The sequence below is a fragment of the Blautia sp. St.27G3 genome (assembly GCF_059728505.1).
Window position 1 is genome coordinate 152,107 of sequence record NZ_BAAGFO010000001.1, and the last position, 22,648, is coordinate 174,754.

17 protein-coding genes and 1 riboswitch are annotated in these 22,648 nt (G+C 48.4%); of the genes, 13 read left to right on the forward strand and 4 right to left on the reverse strand.

The features are described 5' to 3' along the window. Window positions 1-2: 2 nt before the first annotated feature. From AC6I2O_RS00630 to AC6I2O_RS00645, 4 genes are all read left to right on the forward strand, one after another. A complete protein-coding gene (locus tag AC6I2O_RS00630) occupies window positions 3-2,228 on the forward strand; it encodes an ABC transporter ATP-binding protein (protein WP_497741521.1) in 2,226 nt (741 codons plus the stop codon). Then, window positions 2,225-4,075: an ABC transporter ATP-binding protein gene (locus AC6I2O_RS00635; protein ID WP_120393190.1), complete on the forward strand. Its 1,851-nt coding sequence runs from the start codon at window positions 2,225-2,227 to the stop codon at window positions 4,073-4,075. The genes AC6I2O_RS00630 and AC6I2O_RS00635 overlap by 4 nt, the downstream gene beginning before the upstream one ends. A gap of 20 nt (window positions 4,076-4,095) precedes the next feature. Then, window positions 4,096-4,701 (forward strand): cytidylate kinase-like family protein, encoded by a 606-nt coding sequence (locus AC6I2O_RS00640; RefSeq protein WP_497741522.1) that lies wholly within the window; start codon window positions 4,096-4,098, stop codon window positions 4,699-4,701. A 101-nt stretch (window positions 4,702-4,802) separates the two neighbouring features. Then, window positions 4,803-6,470 (forward strand): hypothetical protein, encoded by a 1,668-nt coding sequence (locus AC6I2O_RS00645; RefSeq protein ID WP_497741523.1) that lies wholly within the window; start codon window positions 4,803-4,805, stop codon window positions 6,468-6,470. Between the two features lie 194 nt (window positions 6,471-6,664). On the opposite strand, the gene AC6I2O_RS00650 is transcribed toward AC6I2O_RS00645, so the two are convergent. Both AC6I2O_RS00650 and deoC read right to left on the reverse strand, forming a co-directional pair. Beyond that, window positions 6,665-9,418 (reverse strand): transglycosylase domain-containing protein, encoded by a 2,754-nt coding sequence (locus AC6I2O_RS00650; RefSeq protein ID WP_120393187.1) that lies wholly within the window; start codon window positions 9,416-9,418, stop codon window positions 6,665-6,667. A 200-nt stretch (window positions 9,419-9,618) separates the two neighbouring features. Continuing rightward, on the reverse strand, window positions 9,619-10,254 hold the full coding sequence (deoC, locus tag AC6I2O_RS00655; protein WP_120393185.1) for a deoxyribose-phosphate aldolase: 636 nt from the start codon (window positions 10,252-10,254) through the stop codon (window positions 9,619-9,621). A gap of 204 nt (window positions 10,255-10,458) precedes the next feature. Between deoC and AC6I2O_RS00660 the strand changes: the two genes are divergently transcribed. The 3 genes from AC6I2O_RS00660 (at window position 10,459) to AC6I2O_RS00670 (ending at window position 12,456) form a co-directional block, all read left to right on the forward strand. Next, entirely contained in the window at window positions 10,459-11,103 is a 645-nt protein-coding gene (locus AC6I2O_RS00660) for a YigZ family protein (protein ID WP_120393184.1), read from the forward strand. Between the two features lie 61 nt (window positions 11,104-11,164). Further along, window positions 11,165-12,001, forward strand: a complete 837-nt coding sequence (murI, locus tag AC6I2O_RS00665) for a glutamate racemase (RefSeq protein WP_120393183.1) — start codon at window positions 11,165-11,167, stop codon at window positions 11,999-12,001. A 5-nt stretch (window positions 12,002-12,006) separates the two neighbouring features. Beyond that, window positions 12,007-12,456, forward strand: coding sequence for a YwiB family protein (locus tag AC6I2O_RS00670; RefSeq protein ID WP_120393182.1), 450 nt, complete (start codon window positions 12,007-12,009; stop codon window positions 12,454-12,456). Window positions 12,457-12,535: 79 nt separating this feature from the next. Here the strand turns inward: AC6I2O_RS00670 and AC6I2O_RS00675 are convergent, their stop codons facing one another. Continuing rightward, entirely contained in the window at window positions 12,536-12,988 is a 453-nt protein-coding gene (locus AC6I2O_RS00675; protein ID WP_120393181.1) for a hypothetical protein, read from the reverse strand. A 193-nt stretch (window positions 12,989-13,181) separates the two neighbouring features. Here AC6I2O_RS00675 and tig point away from each other — a divergent pair, with 193 nt between their 5' ends. After that, the gene (gene tig, locus AC6I2O_RS00680; protein ID WP_497741524.1) at window positions 13,182-14,528 is read left to right on the forward strand and encodes a trigger factor; all 1,347 of its coding nucleotides are present in this window, start codon (window positions 13,182-13,184) and stop codon (window positions 14,526-14,528) included. A 34-nt stretch (window positions 14,529-14,562) separates the two neighbouring features. Further along, window positions 14,563-15,453, forward strand: coding sequence for a patatin-like phospholipase family protein (locus AC6I2O_RS00685; RefSeq protein ID WP_120393179.1), 891 nt, complete (start codon window positions 14,563-14,565; stop codon window positions 15,451-15,453). Window positions 15,454-15,591: 138 nt separating this feature from the next. On the opposite strand, the gene AC6I2O_RS00690 is transcribed toward AC6I2O_RS00685, so the two are convergent. Beyond that, window positions 15,592-16,968, reverse strand: coding sequence for an MATE family efflux transporter (locus tag AC6I2O_RS00690; protein ID WP_120393178.1), 1,377 nt, complete (start codon window positions 16,966-16,968; stop codon window positions 15,592-15,594). A gap of 279 nt (window positions 16,969-17,247) precedes the next feature. After that, window positions 17,248-17,354: riboswitch (TPP riboswitch) on the forward strand. A gap of 179 nt (window positions 17,355-17,533) precedes the next feature. On the opposite strand from AC6I2O_RS00690, the gene AC6I2O_RS00695 reads away from it, so the two are divergent. The 4 genes from AC6I2O_RS00695 (at window position 17,534) to lon (ending at window position 22,619) form a co-directional block, all read left to right on the forward strand. After that, on the forward strand, window positions 17,534-18,310 hold the full coding sequence (locus AC6I2O_RS00695; protein ID WP_497741525.1) for an ABC transporter permease: 777 nt from the start codon (window positions 17,534-17,536) through the stop codon (window positions 18,308-18,310). A 25-nt stretch (window positions 18,311-18,335) separates the two neighbouring features. Next, the gene (locus AC6I2O_RS00700; protein ID WP_120393176.1) at window positions 18,336-19,337 is read left to right on the forward strand and encodes an ABC transporter substrate-binding protein; all 1,002 of its coding nucleotides are present in this window, start codon (window positions 18,336-18,338) and stop codon (window positions 19,335-19,337) included. A gap of 115 nt (window positions 19,338-19,452) precedes the next feature. Next, window positions 19,453-20,181 carry an ABC transporter ATP-binding protein gene (locus AC6I2O_RS00705; protein ID WP_497741526.1) on the forward strand — a complete coding sequence of 243 codons (729 nt, stop codon included), beginning with the start codon at window positions 19,453-19,455 and terminating at the stop codon, window positions 20,179-20,181. Window positions 20,182-20,324: 143 nt separating this feature from the next. Continuing rightward, complete coding sequence (gene lon / locus AC6I2O_RS00710) at window positions 20,325-22,619, forward strand: endopeptidase La (protein ID WP_120393174.1); 2,295 nt, start codon at window positions 20,325-20,327, stop codon at window positions 22,617-22,619. Window positions 22,620-22,648 lie beyond the last annotated feature (29 nt).

Below are 22,648 nucleotides of genomic sequence, written 5' to 3' on the forward strand. Positions count from 1 at the left end.
TTATGGCAAAACTTGCAAAATATCTGAAAAAATCAACAGGATTCCTGATATTAATCGTAGGCCTGTTATTTCTTCAGGCGTACTGTGATCTGGCTCTGCCGGATTACACATCAAGAATTGTAAATGAAGGAATTCAGCAAAAAGGAATTGAGGATGGCGTACCGGAAAAACTCCGCGCAGAGACGGTAGAGAATCTGAAGCTTTTTCTGGATGAAGCACAGCAGAGGACCCTGGATGAAAGCTACGAGCGTAACGGGGATGAATATGTGCTGAAAAAGTTGTCCGGCGATGAACGGGAGGCATTAGAGCAGGCTCTGACAAAAGCAGAAATTATTGTTTTGATGCTGACACAGAACGATGATATGCCCATGCTCTCGGATTCGTCAAAAGGCAGCGGTCCTGTGCCGGAAGAGGGGAACAACGGTCAAGGGCTTGCGGGAATGCAGGGCATGGAGCTTCCGGAAGGCGTTTCAGCTCTGGATGCGATAAAATCCCTGCCGGAAATTGTGCGCACGCAGATTGTTACAGGGATTGGTGAGAAGGTGGACACCATTCCGGAAATGATGACCGGGCAGTATGCGATAAAATTTGTTTCCAGTGAATACGAAGCAATGGGGGTTGATCTGGACCGCCAGCAGATTGGATATATCATGAGGACAGGAGGCAGCATGATTTTGCTTGCACTGCTTGCCATGGCGGCATCGGTGCTTGTGACGTTCTGCAGTGCACGTGTGGCAGCAGCTGTGGCGCATGATCTGAGAAATGATGTGTACCGGAAAGTCATCGGATTTACCAGTGAAGAATTCAATCATTTTTCCACGGCGTCGCTGATTACAAGAAGTACAAACGATATTCAGCAGATACAGATACTGCTGGCAATGGGCTTCCGGCTTATTCTCTACTCACCGATTCTCGGAATCGGCGGTGTGCTCAAGGTACTTCAGTCTGACGCATCCATGAGCTGGATTATTGCGCTGGCAGTAGCGTTGATTTTGCTGGTAATTCTGGTGCTTTTCAAGGTTGCTATGCCGCGTTTTACAAAGCTTCAGTCGCTGATTGACCGGGTAAATCTGGTTATGCGGGAGATTCTGAGCGGTATTATGGTTACGAGGGCTTTCAGCGCTGAGAAGCATGAGGAGGAGCGCTTTGAGAAAGCAAACTGCGATCTGATGAAGACGAATCTGTTTGTAAACCGCTGTATGACATTTATGATGCCGATTATGATGCTGATTATGAACGGCGTATCCGTTCTGATTATTTATAAGGGATCGTATGCAGTGGACAGCGGCAGCCTTCAGGTCGGTGATATGATGGCATTTATCCAGTATGCGATGCAGATTATCATGTCTTTCCTGATGATTACAATGATGTCCATTATGATTCCGAGGGCAAATGTTGCAGGAAAGCGAATTGCGGAGGTGCTTGGCACGCAGTCTATGATACATGATCCGCAGCAGCCAGAAACTCCGGATACGAATAGGAAAGGAATCGTGGAATTTGACCATGTATCTTTTGCATATCCGGATGCAGATGAGAAGGTACTCGAGGATATTTCCTTTAAAGCAGAGAAAGGGCAGACGGTTGCTTTTATCGGAAGTACCGGAAGTGGTAAAAGCACACTGATTAATCTTATTCCACGCTTTTTCGATGTAACAGAGGGCAGCGTGCGTGTGGACGGTGTGGATGTGCGAAATATGACCAAGAAGGATTTGTGCAGCCGCCTGGGATATGTGCCGCAGAAGAGTATTCTTTTCTCAGGAACGATTGATTCGAATATCCGATACGGAAAAGCCGACGCAACGCAGCAGGAGATAGAGGAAGCCGCAGTGATTGCACAGGCAGCGGAATTTATTGAAACAAAAGAAGAGGGATATAATGCTCCGATTGCGCAGGGCGGAACGAATGTATCTGGAGGGCAGAAGCAAAGGCTTTCCATCGCGCGTGCGATTGCAAAGCAGCCGGAGATTTTGATTTTTGACGACAGCTTTTCGGCACTGGATTATAAAACGGATGTTGCGCTTCGCCGCGCGTTAAAAGAGGCGACGGCAGATACCACAACGCTGATCGTAGCACAGCGTATCAGCACAATTCTCCATGCAGATCAGATCATTGTACTGGATGAGGGCAAAATTGCTGGAAAGGGAACACATGAGGAGCTTATGAAGAGCTGCGAGGTTTACCGCCAGATTGCCACATCTCAGTTGTCAGAGGAGGAATTAGCAGGATGAGTGAGACGAGAAGACCGAGACGGGGGCCAATGGGTCATGGGATGATTGGCGGCGAGAAGGCGAAGGATTTTTCGGGCAGTATGAAGAAAATTCTGCGCTATATGGGAAAATATAAGGTGCGTCTGGCGCTGGTGGCAGTGACGGCGATGGCCGGAACCATTTTTAATATTGTAGGTCCAAAGATCCTTGGAAAAGCGACGACTGAGCTGTTTAACGGCCTGGTTGCAAAGCTTGGGGGAACCGGCGGCATTGATTTTGGGAAGATTGGCCAGATTTTGCTGTTTGTAATGGGACTGTATTTTTGCAGCGCGGCGTTTTCCTTTCTTCAGGGTTTTATCATGAGCGGTATTTCGAATGACGTCACATACAGTCTGCGGCGTGATATTTCGCAGAAAACAAACCGTCTGCCGCTCAAATATTTCGAGAGCAAGACGACAGGAGAGGTGCTTTCGAGAGTGACGAACGATGTAGATACGCTACAGACGAGCCTGAATCAGAGTTTGACGCAGCTGATCACTTCGACGACCACGCTTGTCGGCGTATTTATTATGATGCTCAGCATCAATGTATGGATGACGCTGGCAGCGCTTGTGATTCTGCCAATTTCCGTGTTAATTATCGGCGTTGTGATGAAGCGATCCCAGAAATTTTTCCAGGGACAGCAGAAGTACCTCGGAGAGGTGAATGGCCAGATTGAGGAGATCTACGGCGGTCATGATGTAGTGCGCGTTTTTAATAAGGAAGAAGACGTTGTATCAGAATTTGAGAAAGTCAACCAGAAGTTGTACAATACGGCGTGGAAATCTCAGTTTTTCTCCGGAATCATGATGCCAGTGATGCAGTTTATCGGTAATCTGGGCTATGTCATGGTAGCGATTCTCGGTGGATTTATGGTAATTAAAAATGCAATTGAGGTCGGTGATATTCAGTCGTTTTTCCAGTATATCCGGAATTTCACACAACCGATTCAGCAGATTGCGCAGGTGACGAACATGTTGCAGTCTACGGCAGCGGCTTCTGAGCGGATTTTTGAATATCTGGAAGAAACGGAAGAGGACCAGACGGTTGCGGAGCCGGCAGATACGGAGCATCTGCGCGGAAATGTGGAATTCAGCCATGTAAAATTCGGCTATGATCCCGAGCATGTAATTATCCACGATTTTTCAGCAAAGGTAAAGGATGGTCAGAAAATTGCGATTGTCGGGCCGACTGGAGCCGGCAAGACAACGATGGTGAAGCTGTTAATGCGTTTTTATGATGTGAATTCCGGCAGTATCTGTGTGGATGGTCATGACGTAAAGGATTTTAACCGCAGTGAGCTTCGGGAGATGTTCGGGATGGTTCTTCAGGATACGTGGCTGTTTTCCGGGACAATTATGGAAAATATCCGTTACGGGCGGCTGGATGCTACGGATGAGGAGGTTATTGAGGCGGCAAAGGCGGCGCATGTGCACAAATTTATCATGCAGCAGCCGGGCGGCTATCAGATGGTACTGAATGAGGAGACAAATAATGTTTCACAGGGACAGAAGCAGCTTCTGACCATTGCCCGTGCAATCCTGGCCGACAACCGGATTCTGATTCTGGATGAGGCGACGTCATCCGTCGATACGCGTACGGAGACGCGGATTCAGAAGGCAATGGATGCACTGATGAAGGGACGAACCAGCTTTGTCATTGCCCACCGCCTGTCGACGATCCGCGATGCAGATCTGATTCTTGTCATGAAGGACGGGGATATCATTGAACAGGGAAACCACGAGGAACTGATGCGAGACGGCGGATTTTATGCGGGATTGTATAACAGTCAGTTTGAGCGTGTGAAAGAAGCAGCGGCAGAGGCATGATCATACAGGAGGGGATGAACATGATGTATAACATAATTGCGATTGAACGAGAGTATGCATCCGGGGGGAATGAAATCGGTGAGAGAGTAGCGCGGTGGCTTGGTATTCCGTGTTATGGACAGGAGGTATTGCGGCGTGCGGCAGAACGGATGCAAACGTCGCAGGATCGTCTTTTACATTTGGAAGAGACGACTTCCAATAGTCTGTTGTATTCGCTTGGCATGGCAATGAAGGTGATGACCGGAGAGCGCGACGGCCTTTCAGAAGAAGGGGCGTTGTATGTGACGGAGGAACGTGTGATCAAGGACATGGCGTTGCAGGGCCCGTGTGTGATTGTGGGGCGTTGCGCGGGATGGATTTTGCGGGAACGTACGGATGTGCTTCGTGTTTTTATTCATGCAAACCGTGAATACCGGAAGAAGCGGGCGGTGGAGGAGTACGGGATTGCTCCGGAGAATGCGGAGAATACGCTGAAAAAATACGACTGGCGGCGTTCTAATTTTTATCATGCCAATACCGGTATGGCCTGGGATGACAAAAGGGGCTATCACCTGGTGCTCGACAGCTCGGCAATGGGTATTTCTCCTTGTGTCAAAGCAATATGCGGGACAGCAGAAGGAAAATAAAAGCACATTCCTTATCTTTTCTTTAAATCACAGTTTCGTTGGTTGTAAATAAAAATTTTGTATGATATATTGAAGTTAAATAATTCAGATGGAGGTGCTTTATGCGTAAATTCAAAATACTTACTGGCAGGACCATGGCTGTTGCCCTGTCAGCGGCGATGATGTTTCAGGGGACGGCCCTGGCAGGTCCGCTTGATGAGCTGAATGAGATTATAGAAAAACAGATGGAGGATGCCGGGGACAATCTTCTGGAGCAGACAATAGGCTTTTCTGATCTGGCAGAGCAGATGGAAGAGGAGGGCCTGAATTTTCAGATGACGGCGAGACTTCTCCCGGAGACATTGGAGCTGTTGGATTTGACAGGTGAAGAATTTGCCGATGAGTCTGTTCGGTTCGGTTTCCAGCTAGATCCGGAACTTGAAAAATGGGTGCTTACAGGAAGTTTTGGAGAGACCCCAATTCTGGATGCAGCGCTGTACGGATCACACGAACAGCTTGCGCTTGCATTGCCGCAGTTTTATGCAGGTACGGTTGCACTGAATGCCGGCAATCTCAAAGAGCAGATTATGAATTCCGATCTTGCTGCTATTTTGGGAATGACTCCGGAAAACATAGCAGAAATACCGGACATTGAAATGGACTTTTATTCGGACGACGATGGTACGGATGGGTTCGAGGACTACAGCGAACGCATGGAAGCGGAGCTTGAGGAAAGTGCGGCTGTAGAGGCTTCGGAAGCAGATGGTGTCACGACATACAGCGTTACGTTTAGCCGTGACAAACTGATGGATTTATACAAAGACCTGTTTCAGGAATACATGAAAGTATTTACAGGTGCAGGGATAGTCTTTGACACAGGATCAGACCCGGAGCAGACAGTCGACGAGATGGTTGATCAGATGGTATCTGTGATGTCTGCCTGCATCCTTGAGGATTTGACTGTGAACTACGAGGTGCGGAATCATCTCGTAGAGAAAATGTATTTTGAGATGCCGATTGATACAGCGAAGATTGTGGAGGCACAGAATCAGCTTTCCAGCGGACAGCAGCAGATCGCAGAGGAAGTGATTACTTCTGTCACTGTGGAACCGCTTGCCCCTGCTGGAAAGGCTTCTGATGCAGTGGCAGATGTGGAGACGGTTCCTTCTGCAGAGGTATCACAGCCGGTGGTAGAGGTAGAAAACGAGTTCAAGGGAACTATTTTCTGCGATATCGTTTATTCCAACCCGGCACAACCGCAGGAAGGCTTTACAGTGAATGTTGAGATGGCCGACGATGCCGGTACAGATTCCATTTCTATGGACATGGATTTTGCGACAAAGCAGGACGGAACGGCACAGGTCACTACGATTACAATGAATCTGGAAGAAAATGGCGAGACCCTTTATTCCGGTCCGGTGTACACAGAGCGCTTTGATGCGGCTACCGGAGATCTGGATGCACAGATTCTGGTGGAGGATGAAGATACACGGATTGAACTGAACTTTGACGGTACATTCTCAAATGTCGAAAAAGGAAAGGGCTTCGTTCTGACCGTAGATGAGCTGTCTATGTCTGTGGATGGCGAAAAGCTTGGTGTATCGGGAGAGGTTAGCCTGAAGGCAGAGCCCGGTGATGTTGCAGCTCCTGCTGATGCAAGGGTAATTCTGGAACTGAAACAGGAAGATTTGGTTGCACTTGTAAGTGAAATGTCAGCAAATGCATATATTTGGGGCATGCAGTTCACACCGCAGATCGAGACACCCGAAAGTACGGTAGTTATACAGTAACGAGATAACATACCAAGATAAAGTTAATAAATTAAAGGAATCAAGCAAAAAACAATGACAGAGAGTCTCATGGGATTCGGGTCTTTTCAAAACCCGGAATCTCCACGAGACTCTCTATTTTACTGCGCGTATTTAAGGAAATGCTTCCTGTTTTTATTTCTGCAAATATGATGCGCCCTTTTCAGCCAGAAGATTTAGGGGAGGCTTCCAAGTCCTGTCAGACGGTTCATCAGATCCTCCAGGGAATTTGTTTCTGTCTGTCCTGTCTCACTTTCCGCAGGATGTCCCGTTTCTGTTTCCGAAGGGGGAGACACGGTCGGAGGGGTTTCCGGCAAAGTAGGCGGGGGAATGATATCCGCTGGCGGTGATTCCGTATCCGTTGGCGGAATCTCGGTGCTGTTCGTTGCTGTTTCTGTTTCCGCCTGAGTTTCGCTTTGCGTCTCAGTTTCCGGGAAAAGATCCGGGTAAATGGTGATCGGTTCTGTTTCCGGCGGCACTTCATGCAGCGGACAGTTCTTTTTGGGTACGGTAGCTTTGGCAAAGTATTCTTCATAGGTTTCCGGACAACCATTCGAAATGGCAGGTAAATGTGATTCTTTACACAGAGTCACCGATTTTACAGTTTCCGGTTTTGTGAAATCAGCGGCTGGAAGTCCGGTATGAAGCCGGTTCATAACGGCTGACCACAGAACCTTGTTGTAGGTGTGGTACGTGGAGGCCAGAGGCAGGTCGCGGTTGTTGTCATAGCCGCCCCACACGCAGCACGTATAATACGGCGTATATCCGACGAACCAGATATCTTTGTAATTCGAAGTGGTGCCTGTCTTTCCTGCCACCGGTTGCCCGGCTGCAAAGATGGATTGGTAGGCTGTTCCTTGCGGGGAAGCAACGACGTCCTTCATGGCTTCTGTCAGTAAAAATGCGGTTTCCGGCGAGATCACACGGGTGGAGCCTGAAAGATCTGTATCTGTTTCGGAGGAATTTTCAAGTTCTGAATAGTCAATCAGAATGTCGCCATGCCGGTCCAGAATTTTTGTAAAAAACTTCGGCTTGACGTGTACTCCTCCGTTGGCGATCGCCGCGTATGCACTGCAAAGCTCCAAATTTGAAACGCCCTGCGTGATACCGCCAAGTGCAAGCGGCTGTACAATATCAGAGGAAAGATTACCGCCTGACTCATAAGATTCATACAGAGTGGAGATTCCGAAGTTACGGGCATAATCAAAACCGGCACGCGGCGTAATTGCAGTAATGCATTTCACAGCAATTACGTTGATGGAACGGGTGATCGCTTCCCGGATGGTAACGGTTCCTGAATAATCGGTGATATCCCAGTTGCTGACCGGAGTACCATTTTCATAGTTGTATGGCTCATTTTCATAAGTGGTGGCAAGTGTCTGTCCGAAAGAATCAAGCGCCGGTGCATATGCGGCCAGAATTTTGAAGGTGGAGCCGGGCTGACGGTACGTTTCCGTAGCTCGGTTCAGGACGAGACTTGCCGTCTTTTCTCCGCGGCCTCCTACGATTGCCCGGACAAAGCCCGTTTTCTGATCAATGAGAACAAGAGAAGCCTGTGGCTGTGCGGAGAGGGACAGCCGTTCTCCGACAACTTTGAGTGCTTGGTCGCTGTCGCCGTTTTCTGAATCATCTTCAGGTTCGTCATCCTTGTCATCCTCAGAGGTTTCACTTTCTAAAGTCTCATGAGTCTGACTATTTTGTGACAGAATGTGTTCCCGGAAGGCGTCCGCATATTGCTGCGCTTCTGCCTGTGAGTTACACAGCAGGTCAAAAGAAGGATTGATTTCCTGGCGAATGTAGCTGCGCAGAGATTCCGAACCATAATGGGTGACAAGCCCTGCTGAGTCGGAGACGCTCAGCGCGTAATCAATACCGAACTCAGTTCCTTCCGGAAAATTCGCGGGATTTTGGAATTCTTCATCGCATATCTGTTGCGCCTGTGCTTCCTGAGCGGAGAAAATACGCAGTCCGCCGGAAAATACTGCCCGGTATGCCTGGTCATACGTATATCCTTTTTCATTCATCAAAACGTTCAGAACCTGATCAATTAATGCGTCCTCATAATAGGAGTACGCTGTTTCATCGCCTTTCAGTTCGTTGAACTTACGGATTCGCCCATATACATCGTCCTGTAGAGCTTCTTCTTTTTCTTCTCTCGAAATGTAGCCCTGGTTTTCCATGTATTTCAGCACAGTTTTGCGGCGCTTGTCATTTTCTTCCGGGTTGGTGATGGGATTAAAACCGGAGGGATTCTGGGGAATGGCAGCCAGCACGGCAGCCTCCGACAGCGAAAGTTCCGAGACATTTTTGCCGAAATATCGCCGGGATGCCGCCTGTACCCCGTAACAACCAGCTCCGAGGTTGATGGTATTGAGATAATCTTCAAGAATTTCCTCTTTGGAAATCCGGTCTTCGAGCTGGAGGGCCAGATATTGTTCCTGTATTTTACGCCGGAAACGGTCAAGGAAGGAATTTTCCAGTGTCCATTCGGTGAAGACATTATTTTTAATGAGCTGCTGCGTGATCGTGCTGGCTCCCTCTGAAAAAGAACCGCTGGTCAGACCGGTCCACATTGCCCGGGCAATTCCTCGTATATCAATGCCGCCATGTTCATAAAAGCGTTCATCTTCAATTGCAATGATGGCTTTTTGCAGAGCGTCTGGAATTTCTGCAAGCGTAACAAGATCACGGTTTGAAGAAGCAAGCGTGAGCTTGCGCAGATAGTTTCCCTGTGCGTCGCAGATATAGGTGGCAGATTCGGTAGGGGATACGGTAATGGTGTCTATATCAGGCGCCGTCGCGATCAGATACCAGATACCGGCAAGAAACAGAACAAGAACAGCAGCAAGCGCTGCTGCTGCGTAGATTATGATCCGTTTCCATGGAATCGGGCGCGGCGTGTTTTTCCTGGAATCGGAATGAGTATTCATGGAAGACCACCTCCTGACTTTTGAATGGATATCATTGCTGAAACAGTGTGAAATCCTGGAAATTGTTTCGCAATTAACTTATTTGGAGGGTAGTATTCCGCGTAGAAATGAAAAATATACGGAAGATAGATCAGCGGAACATTTTATACAGGCGGATTTGAGAAAAACCGTGGGTATAAAATGTTCCGCCGCCATATTTTTTAGATGAGCGCCAGTCCGTTTCCGGCACCAATTCGGTCTGCGCCGGCTTCCAGCAGTTCTCTGGTGAATTCCGGCGTGCGGATGCCGCCGCTGGCTTTTACCTGCATACGGTCGCCTACTGTTTTTTTCATGAGACGGATATCGTCGAGTGTTGCGCCGCCGGTGGAAAAGCCGGTGGAGGTTTTGACAAAAGCGGCTCCAGCTTCTTCGGAGAGTTCGCAGGCTTTTGTTTTTTCTTCGTCTGTCAGCAGACAGGTTTCAATAATCACCTTGACGATGGCAGGCTTCGAAGCTTCGACAACTGCTTTGATATCGTTGCGAACGAAGTCCCAGTTCTGATCTTTGATTGCGCCGACGTTGATAACCATGTCGACTTCCTGTGCGCCAGCCTTTACAGCTTCAGAGGCTTCAAATGCCTTGGCAGAAGTCAGCATAGCGCCGAGTGGAAATCCGACAACGCAGCAGGTTTTTACGTCGCTGCCGTTTAATGCTTTTGCAACAAGCGGTACATGACAGGTATTGACGCAGACAGAGGCAAAGCCGTTTTCCAGGGCCTCCTGGCAGTAACGGCGGATCGTCTCAGACGTAGCGTCCGCTTTCAGCATAGTGTGGTCAATTTTTTTTGCAATATCCATGTGTATTCTCCTTTTTGATTCAGATCGTGATCTGCTCGTTTCAGAATAGCACAGATACCGGTAAAAATCCACGGGGAATTGATAAGCCAGTTTTTGCCGGAAAAATGCAGGGGTGTGGCTTTACAAAGAGGTATATTTTTGGTACTATCAAAAGGTATTTTAACAGGAATTTTGAAAAGTCTGATTTAAGGGCGGGAAGTGCAGATGAAGATTGTATACAAAGGCGGCGAGGGAGAGCTGATTGAAAAAAAATCCCGTTTTATTGCAACGGTAATTCCGGTGAACAGCGAGGATGAGGCACTGGAGTTTATTGCAGCAATGAAAAAAAAGTATTGGAACGCATCGCACAACTGTTTTGCCTTTGTCGTGGGAGAGAATTATGAGCTCCAGCGCTGCAGTGATGACGGAGAGCCACAGGGAACAGCCGGACGTCCGATGCTGGATGTATTGCTCGGTGAGCAGATTCACAACGCGGCCGTTGTGGTGACGAGATATTTCGGTGGAACGCTGCTAGGAACCGGGGGACTGGTACGGGCCTATTCGAAGGCAGTACAGGAAGGGCTTCACGGCAGTACGATCATTGAAAAAAGAAACGGTGCTCTGCTGCGCATGAAGACCGATTACAATGGAATTGGAAAAATCCAGTATCTGCTGGGACAAAGAGGGCTCACAATTACAGATTCCGAATATACTGATACTGTCACAGTGGAGACGCTGGTACCGCTTGAGCAGGTAAAAGAGCTCCGCGAGGCCGTGACGGAGGGAACGAACGGAAGGACACAATTTCTTGCAGAGGATGCGGTGTGTTTTGCGTTTGTGGATGGGGAGCCGCTGATTTTTGATGAATAATCATCAGAACGATATTTGACCGTACGGGCAGCCTGCGAAGCAGAAAGGAATATCAGAAGTTATGTGCAATACAGAAAATAAAAAAGGGAAGGCTCCTATCGGCGTATTTGATTCCGGTGTGGGCGGCCTTACCGTAGCAAGGGAGATTATGAGAAATCTTCCCAATGAGCGGATTGTTTATTTTGGCGATACGGCGAGGGTGCCATATGGAAGCAAATCAAAAGATACGGTGATTCGCTATTCGAGGCAGATTATCCGTTTCCTGCGGACGCAGGATGTCAAAGCGATTGTGATCGCCTGCAATACGGCCAGCGCACTTGCACTTGAGGAAGTGGAAAAGGAGCTGGATATTCCGATTATCGGCGTAGTAAAGCCCGGAGCGAAGGTTGCCGCGGCATCGACAAGAAATGGCCGGATTGGTGTGATCGGCACAGAAAGCACGGTCAACAGCCATATGTACAGTCAGCTTATTTGCAGTTATCAGAAGGATATCCAAGTGTATGGAAAAGCCTGCCCGCTGTTTGTGCCTCTTGTGGAGGAAGGGTGGCTTGGAGATCCGGTAACAGAGCAGGTGGCGAAGCGTTATCTGGATGAACTGCTTCCCAAGGGCATTGATACACTGATTCTTGGGTGTACCCATTACCCGCTTCTGCGGCCTTTGATTGAGCGGCTGGCAGGAGAGCGTGTGCGGCTTGTGGACCCTGCATATGAGACGGCCCATGAACTGGGACTGCTGCTGGAAGAAAAGGGGATAGCCAATCGTGGTGAAAAAGCGTCGGGAAAAGAGCCTTACCGCTTTTTTGTCAGCGATGCAGCGGATAAATTCAAGCATTTTGCAAATTCGATTCTCCCCTATGATATTGAAACCACCCGGAAAATCAACATTGAGGAGTACTGAACATCATGACAGAGGATATTTTGATCAGCGTAAAGGGGTTTCATACACTGGAAAATACAGAAGATGACCAGGAGATTGAGGTGTTTTCTGCGGGGAAGTATTACTTTAAAAACGGAAAACATTATATTCTGTATGAGGAACAGGCGGAGGACAGCGCTGAAATCATAAAAAGCCGGATTACGCTCAAAGACGGCTGCCTGGAGGTCCGAAAGACAGGGCCGGTTCATTCACAGATGACATTTGAACAGGACCGGAAAAATATGAGCTGGTACAATACACCGTTCGGAGATCTGATGGCAGGAATCCGGGTCACGGATATGCATGTGACAGAGGATGAGAATCTGCTTGCTATTCAGGTTAAGTATCAGCTGGAAGTAAATTATGAGCACATTGCGGACAGTAAAATCGAGATCCGTGTGATGGCAAAGGACAGCGGACTATTCCGGTTGGACTAGCCCGATCAGAATATTTTTTACAACAAAAAAGGAGCTGTTGTTTCGGTAGATGAACATCTATCGAAGCAACAGCTCCATGTTATTTTTGTCTGGAAAATTTCTCTTTTGTTTTTGCCCAGAAGCCTTTTTTCTTCTGAACCGTTTCGAGCGGTCCGCGGACCCCTCGAACTTCCATGATATAAATGCCGCTCACAACAGCCTTTACTTCTTTTTTCACGGGAATCAGGTCAAATACAGCAGCGTCACTGACAAGGGTCATGATTCTCGGTCCGACTTTTGCCTTCACAATGGGAAGCTTGGACCGGCGCATAAGCTTAGGCGTCTGATCAATGACCATCTGTGGCAGTCCCGATTCCTTGATGGGTAGTCGTTTTTTATCTATAATCAGCATGGAAACGGTCTGCTTGGCTGCTTCCATCTGCTCCTGCTGTACCGCCTGCTTCTTTTGCATTTTCCGTCCCACAAAGTACAGGACAACCAGTGCAATGACGAGTATCACTAATATGATAAGTAAAACATTTAAAAAGGACATATGTACCTCCTCCAGCTCAGATTTCGAGATACATTCTATCATCCTTTGGAAGAAATAGCAAGAATTATGGATATTTTCTTAAAATTATATTTTTTTGTGCCAAATGAGATTGGATATGCTATACTTTGTATCCATGAGAGTAATTTATGATCAGATTTATGATTACAATTAAAATTCAGAAAGGATAACGACTATGAGAAAAAGAAATTATATGGCAGCGCTGGCTTGTGCACTTTCTATGACAATGGTAACGGCATCTCCGGCAACTGTTATGGCAGGAGAGACAGAAGCGGTGACAGAAGCGGGAACAGAAGAAGCTGCCACGGAAGCAGGAACAGAAGAAACTGCCACGGGCAATGAAGATAATGAAGAAGCTGCCACAGAAGAAGCAGGCGCGGAAAAAGAGACCGAGCATGTGACAGAAAAAGAAGCTGAAGATGTGGAGCCCCTGGAAGTTCCGGAAAAAAGACCGGATTATAAGGCATCCGAATATGTGACTCTGGGTGAATACAAAGGGGTGACGGTTCAGCTTTCGCATATCACGGAAGACGACGTCGAGAAGCAGATTCAGGCTGCGATTCGTCAGGGTGATCTGATGGAAACGCTGACAGAGGGCAAGGTGCAGACCGGTGATATTGCGAATATTGATTATGAGGGAAAACTGAACGGAGAACCTTTTGACGGGGGAACTGCAAAAGGTTTTGATCTGAATATCGGCTCCGGGGAGTTTATCCCGGGATTTGAGGACGGGCTGATTGGGGTGGCAGTCGGCGAGACGGTTGACCTGAAACTTACATTTCCGGAGGGCTACAACAATGCGGAGCTGGCAGGCAAGGAGACAGTTTTTACTGTTACGGTAAATGAAATCAAGCGTATGCCGGAGCTGAACGACGAGCTGGTCAGCACTCTTTCCGAGGGAGCATACACGGATGTGGCTTCCTATCGTGCTTCTGTGAAGGAAGATCTGGAAAATGGTCTGAGCGAGATGCGGGAGTCTGAGATCAAATATAATCTTCTCGTGCGGGTTGCAGAGACTTCTGAGGTGAAGGGATATCCGCAGGAACTGGTGGATTATGGCGTTGCGCTCATGGAGAGTGCATACCGTGAAATGGCAGAAGCCTACAGCGTGGATTTTGCAGAGTTTTTATCTATGGCTTATAATAACATGACCGTGGAGCAGTTCCGCAAGCAGGCCGCGGTTGAGGTTCAGATGACCATGCAGCAGGAGCTCTTGCTGAAAGCGGTTGCGGAGGCAGAAGGAATCGAAATCAGTGACGAGGATTATGCTGCCGGCTGTGAAGAATATCGGAAAACGACAGGATTCGAGACTGTAGAAGAACTTATTGCGTATTATGGAGAGGACCAGATTCGCATCAGCGTTCTTCAGAATAAGGTTCTGGATTTCCTGATGGAACATGCAATCATAGAGGAAGAGACAGAACCGGAATCCGCGGCAGATGAAGCAGGAACAAAGAAAGACGGGACTGCGGCAGGCCAGGACGAAACAAAAGCAGGAGCAGAAGAAACGGAGACAGAATAGAGTTGTTGCAAACATTACCGGAAGGAGATGCGGCATGAAGAAAGCGGGAATGATTTTGGAGGGCGGCGGTCAGCGCGGTATTTTTACGAGTGGTGTGCTGGATTACCTGATGGAGAAAAAATTCATGGTTCCGTATGTGATTGGTGTTTCGGCGGGAGCATGTAATGCGGTGGATTACGTATCGGGGCAGATTCTTCGGACAAAGGAATGTATGCTGGATGCACAGCTGGATCACGAGCTGTACGGAGTCCGCACTATGCTGAAGACAAAGTATTTTATGAATATGGATCTGATCTTTGATCAGTTTCCGAACCATGATTATCCCTTTGATTTCAAAGCTTACGTAAAATCGCCGACGCGGTGTCTGCTGACAACGACAAACTGTCTGACCGGGCGTGCAGAATTCATTGAGGAATACAGAAATAAAGAACGGATGATGGCGGCCTGCCGGGCTTCCTCGAGTCTGCCGTTTGTTTCGCCGATGGTGCAGGTGGACGGTATTCCGATGCTGGATGGCGGCATTGCGGATTCTGTTCCAGTAAAACGGGCAATTGCGGACGGATACGATTACAATATTGTGATTCTGACGCGAAAAAAGGGGTACTATAAGAACGAGCGCAGTACGTCGATGATGCGGCTGGTGAAACTGTACTACAGAAAGTATCCGAAGCTTGCCTGGGCAATGTTACAGCGGAATCATGTGTATAATCAGGAGATGGATTTGATCACGCGCCTGGAAGCACAGGGAAAGGTGTTTGTGATTCGACCGGAAGTTTCCACGGTCGGTCGGACTGAGCGTGATCTGGAGAAGCTGGAGGACTTTTACTGGCATGGATATGAAATGGGCAAAAAGGTTTATCCACAGCTGCGGGAATGGATGTCCCACAGGGAGGAATGTGTAAGCCGCAAGCGCCTGCTGGTATAAAAGGAACACTTCGCAGACAAAATTAAAAGACAGAATCAAAAAAGATAGAAAAAGACTGCTGTAAAAGCGCAAAGATCCGTTTTGAGACGGTGTTCTGATGCATGTTACAGCAGTTTTGTTTTGTCCTGTTTTTCATCTTTAGGTTTTGTGTTTTTGCCATTTATTCCCGAAATACCGATGAACAAAGCAGATGCTTCGGAAGATCCAGTCAATTTCCATTGCAATCCAAACGCCGAATACACCGAGACCAAGATAGATACCAAGCAGATAACTGAATCCAATCCGGAAAATCCACATGGAAAGAATGGATAATAGCATCGTATGTTTTACGTCTGATGCAGCGCGCAGGGCATTGGGTAAGGTAAAGGCCAGAGGCCAGATCGTGACTGCGCCTGCTGAGTGCGCATAAATAATTTTTCTTGTATATTCAGCCGCTTCCGGTGAGAGGTGGTACAGACGGATCAGCATAGGCAGTGCCAGAAAAATAAGAACACTGCTTGCGGCGATGCAGGCGTAGGCGATGCAGAGAAGCTTTCTGGTGTAATAACGAACCTGTTCATAGTCGCCGGCTCCGACGCACTGCGAGACTACGGTCAGCATGGCAAACCCCATTGCCATACCGGGAAGAATCTGGAAGGATGCAAGGTTATTGCACACTGCATTTGCCGCAATAGAGGCGGTGCCAAAGCCGGAAACGATGGAGAGCACCATGATTTTCCCAAGTTGAAACATGCTGTTTTCAAGGCCGTTTGGAATACCGATGCCAAGAATTTTTTTGAGCAGCGCAATATCAAAGTGAAAGGAAAACGGCAGTGAAATATGTACGGTTTTGTTTTGGTTCAGAAGCAGACGCAGGATCACGAGCGCAGCAACCATACGTGAAAGAAGCGTCGGAATGGCGGCGCCTGCGACGCCCATATGAAAGCCAAAGATCAGGATAGCATTGCCGACAAGATTGATGCCGTTCATGACGAGCGACATATACATGGCGGTTTTGGAATCCCCCATGGAACGGAAAATGGCGGCCCCTGCATTGTACAGGGCGATAAACGGAATCGAGGCTGCGACAATGACAAGATAAGTATTGCAGCTTGTCATAACCTCCTGCGTGATCTTTCCGAAGACGACGTGTAGAATAAACGGCCGGAAAATATAGGTGAGTGCCATAATAACGACCGCAAAGCTTCCGGTAAAAAGCAGAAGCTGATTGGCGGCGCGGCATGCCACTTCCGGTTCCCGGCGGCCGATTTGCTGTCCGCAGATCACGGCGCCTCCGGTTCCGAGCGCCGCAAACAGGTTAATCAGTAGGATAAAAATACTGTCTGCAAGAGAAACGGCCGATACGGCGGACTCTCCGGCACTTGCAACCATCATGGAATCAGCCATACCGACTGTGATAGCCAGAACCTGTTCTAGAATCAAGGGAATAATCAGCTTTTTCAGGTCATTGTTGCTGAACAGATAGCCGGAAGCATTGTTGTTTGCTTTTTTAAGTCTGTTGAAATTTGGAGACATAACGAAGCCCTTTACTGTAGTGAATTTTTAAGTCATTGCAAAACGCTGTGAATGAGCTGCCTTTTGGGAGCCGGATTTCACAAATGTTTCGATGAACTTTACGGATGCCGCAGCAGTCGTGCCGCGGCATCCGTTACGTTATTATACCGCGTTGCAAAGGAAAAACAAGAGATAAATGTTGTTTTATGCGGAATTTATGATGAGCAGGAATGCAATACGGGCAGTAAAAAATGAAAAATATTTTTGCAGTTGCAGGAATCAAAAGATTGTAGTATACTGGTAATGAAAACGGGGAGGCCATGGCGGCCTGAGAGTAAACCGAGCGGTTTTGACCCTTAGAACCTGATACAGATAATGCTGGCGAAGGAAAATATGTTTTCAGATGTGCAGGAAGCTGCGCGTTCTGTCCTTATTTTTGGTGTCGGCATATTTGGCCGGCTTTTTTATTGCACAGAAAATTTTGTTGCCTGGAAAATCGCGCGAACTTCCTTTGCTATCAAATATTCTGTGTCTCTTTCAGACCAGTACCCTTGTTTTTAAAAGTAAAAGAAATGAGGAATCGAACATGAATAAGCTTTCCAAAGCAGCGCCGGTGGCGGTGATTCTGATTTTGATGGCAAGCTGGGAGGCTATTGTAAGAGCAGCCGGGATCCCGCTGTACGTACTTCCAGCTCCCAGTGATATGCTGAAAAGCTTTGCATCAGAGTTTCCGACGCTTATGGGACACGCCGGAATTACGGTGCTGGAAGCTGTGGCAGGAATGGCGATTTCCTTTGTAGTGGGAATCGTGATGGGTGTGCTGATTGATGCAATGCCGACCTTTAAAAAATGTATATATCCGATACTGGTCGTTACCCAGACGGTTCCGGTGATTGTTCTGGCCCCTATTTTCATTATTTACATGGGGTTTGGATACGCACCGAAAATTTTGACGGTTGTGCTGATGTGTTTTTTTCCGATCGTGGTCAGCTTCAGCGACGGATTGGGAGAGATGGATGAAGGTTATCTGAATCTGGTACGCACGTATGGAGGATCAAACTTTCAGCTATATCGCATTGTCAAGATTCCTTCGGCCATGATTTCACTGTTGTCGGGCCTTAAAGTAGCGGCAACGTACAGCATCAGCGGAGCTGTGGTAGGCGAGTGGATTGCTTCACAAAGCGGTCTTGGCTACTATCTGATCCGGGCGAAAAACGGATATATGCTCGACAAGGTGTTTGCATGTGTGTTGATGATCATTTTGCTGAGCCTGCTGATGAATGGAGTGATAAAGCTGTTCGGCTATGCAGTGCTGCCGTCAGCAAGACGCCGGAGAATAAGTACAAATAAAAGGATAAGATAGAAATTAAAACAGAAAGGCGAGGATCATGCATAGGAAGAACAGATGGAAAAAAGCAGCAGCTATTTTTATGGCAGCGGGAATGACCATGAATATGAGTGTATTTGCAAATGAAGGGGAAGCAGAAGGGCAAAAGGAAGTGACGGTAATCCTTGATTATGTGCCAAATACGAATCATACAGGCATGTATGTGGCACTGGATAAAGGGTATTATGAGGAAGAAGGGCTTGCTGTTACGATTATTGAGCCGACGGACGGGGCAACGGCGACGCTCGTGGCACAGCAGAAGGGGACGTTTGGTATTAGCTATCAGGAGGATGTGACAATCGCGCTGACCGCGCAGGACCCGCTTCCGATTAAAGCAGTCGCTGCACTGATTCAGCATAATACCTCCGGGTTTGTCAGCCTGGCGGACAGCGGGATTACGTCACCGGCGGATTTTGAAGGCAAGACGTACGCGGGCTGGGGAGGACCTGGCGAGTCCGCAGTGCTTGAGGCATGCATGACACAGACTGGCAGCGATTTTTCAAAGCTGAATATGGTGATTTCGGATGGCAGCGGTTTTGAGGCGCTTGGAAAAAACTGTGATCTGATGTGGTTTTTTGAGGGCTGGGATAACATCATGGCTGCAAGAAACGGTTGCGAGCTGAACTATATGGAGTGCCGACAGCTGGATGAACGCCTTGATTATTATACCCCGGTGATAATCGCGGCCAATGACGTTCTGGAGACAGATCCGGAGATGGTATCTGCATTTTTGCGGGCGACGGCAAAAGGATATGCCGATACGATTGCAGATCCGGATGGGGCGGCAGAGATTCTTTTTTCCTACGCGCCGGATTATGATCTGGAGATGCTGAGGCAGTCTCAGGAGTATCTGGCGGGGAAATTTATGGAGGATACGGATGTCTGGGGAAGTATGAAGGATGAAATATGGAATAATTACTCTGCTTTTTTGCAGGAGTATGGTGTAATTGAAGAGGTTCCTGCCCCAGAAGTATGCTATACCAACGAGTTTTTGCCGCAATAGGAAAATCGGAGAAAAGCCAGTTGTCATTTCAGCAGTGAGATACTACAGAAACAGTGTGAACCAGGACAGTCAGATGCACCATACGTCTGTGACGTAGCAGAAAGGAAGTGTGCGCATGGAGCTGAGCGTTACAAATTTGAATTTCTCATATACCGATAAACCCATCCTGAAAGAGTTGTCTTTTTCTGTCAGGGATGGAGAATTTGTCAGCATTCTAGGGCCTTCCGGTTGCGGCAAGTCCACGCTCTTAAATATCCTGGCCGGAATTTTGAAACCGCAAAGCGGTCAGATTTTGACAGATGGCCAGGAAATTCACGGAATCAGCGGACAGTTTGCGTATATGCCGCAGAATGATCTTCTATTTCCCTGGAGGACGATTCTGGATAATGTCTGTCTCTATGGAGAGCTTCATCAGAGGAAAGAAGAGATGAAAGAAAAGGCGGGCGCGCAGTTTGCACGGTTTGGGCTGGAGGGCTGTGAGGATAAATACCCGCATGAGCTTTCCGGGGGTATGCGCCAGAGAGCGGCGTTTCTTCGTACTGCTTTATGCGATGCCGGGATCTTTCTGCTGGATGAGCCGTTCGGGGCGCTGGATGTAATTACACGCGGGGATATGCAGGACTGGCTTTGTGAGCTGCGCACGAATTTGAAGCGCACAATTCTCCTGGTTACCCATGATACGGATGAGGCAATTTATCTGTCAGACCGTATTTTAATTCTCGGGCGTCCGGGCGAGGGGATTCGGGAGGAAATCTGCATCAGCGAGGAACACCGTACGCGTGACTGGTTGTATGAGCAGGGGCAGCTGCGGGCGCGGATTCACAGAATCATAAAATTTGTATAAAGCTATTGACTTCCAGGGATTTTGTAATAGAATAAATATAGAAAATAACAGCTTGAAATGAGGGCATGCAGAGTTTCAGGCTGTTTTTTTTACAAAGAAATTAGCACTCGACACATAAGAGTGCTGACAGAAGAGGGGATTTTATGATTACAGTACCAGTTTATGATATGATTTTACTGCCCGGCGTCCGTTTTTATCTGAAAAAAGAGGTATACGATCAGTGGGGACTGGAAAAGCTTGAACTAGGTGAAACAGCGCTGTTTCTACTGCAGAAGGAGCCGAAGGAACTTAAAACGTGCACTGCGCAGGATTTTTATCCCGTGGGATTTCTGGCAGAGCTGGTGGAAATTGACGCAGAAGGCATGGCGCAGATGAAGGTATGCGGCAGATCTGAAGTTTCGGATATTAGGAACGAAGATGGTATATTTTCTGCTACCGTAACGAACTGTCCGGAGATTTTGGATATCTCTGAGGCGGAGGAAAAGGATAAATTTGAAAGAATCCGGAATGCATATCTGCAATTTGTTCAGAATTATCAGTGGGGACTGTGGGCACGCAACATGATTCTGCGGTGGAACAGTCTGGAGGAGATGATTTGTGTCAGTGCAGGCTATCTGAATTTACCGTGGCCGGAAAAGTATGCGATCATGGCAGAGAGTTCCATGCAGAAAAGAAATGAGCTGATTGAGCGGGCTATTCTAGGCTTTATCGAAGAAGGTAAGGTGGCGCAGGAGGCACAGGATGCACAGCAGGAGAGCCAGGAACAGATCTACCGTGAGGCGGCCATCCGCAAGCAGTTGAGCATTTTGCAGCGTCAGTTAGATGAGCTGCACCCTGAAAGCAGCTCAGAGATACAAGTGTTTGAGGAACGGCTGGCATCGTCGGGCATGAATGAAACGGCGCGCCGGGAGGCTGAGAAGGTTTTGAATCGCATGAAACAGGAGGGAAAGGACGGGCATGAGTATGGCATGCTGTACGATTACCTCGATTTTGTGACGAAGCTTTCCTGGACAAAAGCCGAGGCAAAGAAAATTGATCTGGATCAGGCAGCAGGAGTGCTGGACAAAGGCCATTATGGGATTGCGCGTGTAAAGGAACGTATTTTGCAGCAGATTGCCGTTATGGCTCTTCGAAAAAAGCAGTCAGGCTCCATTCTTCTTTTTGTCGGCGCGCCTGGAACCGGGAAGACAAGTATCGGTCAGAGCATTGCCGCGGCCCTTGGAAGAGAATACGTGCGCATCAGCCTGGGCGGTATTCGGGATGAGGCAGAGATCCGCGGACACCGCAGGACGTATGTCGGAGCAATGCCGGGGCGTATCATGGAAGGCATGAAGCGTTGCGGGACCTCCAATCCGGTTCTGGTGCTCGATGAAGTGGATAAACTGACCAGGGATTACGGAGGCGATCCGGCCAGCGCGCTGCTTGAGGTGCTTGACCCGGAGCAGAACAGTACGTTTACCGATCATTACATGAATGTTCCGTATGATCTTTCGGATGTCTTGTTTGTCTGTACGGCAAACACGGTTGACACGATTCCGGAACCGCTGCTGAACCGAATGGAAGTTATTTCATTTCCAGGGTACACGGCTCTTGAAAAAATGCAGATTGCGAAAAAATACCTTCTGCCGAGGGTGATGGAGGAAACAGGAATCCGGCCGCGCAATCTGAAGGTGACGGATGAAGCGCTTCGCAGGGTGATTGAAGAATATACAGCAGAGTCGGGAGTCCGGGGTCTAAAAAAGCAGATTGGGGTTCTGTGCCGCGCGGCAGCAGTGAAGCTGGTAAGAGGGGAACAAAAAAGCATTAAGATCGGGGCAAAGCGGCTGCCGGAATACCTCGGTACGCAGCGAAGACATCATGATCGGAGGCTGGAAGAGGCCGGGCCGGGAGTGGCTACGGGGCTTGCCTGGACCAGTGCAGGCGGAGAAATTCTTTTTATTGAGTCGCGTCTGATTCCGGGAGACGGCAAGGTGATCATCACGGGACAGCTTGGCGAGGTAATGAAGGAGTCCGCTCAGATTGCCGTTAGTCTGGTCAAATCCATGTATCCCAGGGAGGCCGTGACGCTGAAAGAACACGATCTGCATCTTCATGTTCCGGCGGGCGCCGTGCCAAAGGACGGGCCGTCAGCGGGGATCACGCTTGTCACGGCGCTTGTGTCATTGCTGACAGGAAAATCCGTGAGTGCGGAGCTGGCCATGACGGGCGAAATTTCGCTGCGGGGAAGCGTCCTGCCAATTGGCGGGTTGCCGGAAAAGCTGATGGCGGCACAGCGGGCGGGCATCAAAAAGGTGTTGATTCCGTTTGAAAATACGGTTGATCTGCGGGAGGTTGCCGGGGAAGTAAAGGAAGCGCTTGAGATTATACCGGTAAAGAGCGTGAAGGATGTACTTGGAGAAGCGTTTGGAAAAGGCAGCTTCAAAGAGCACAGAGATTAAAATTTCGCGGCAGTCACGTTTGGGCAGCT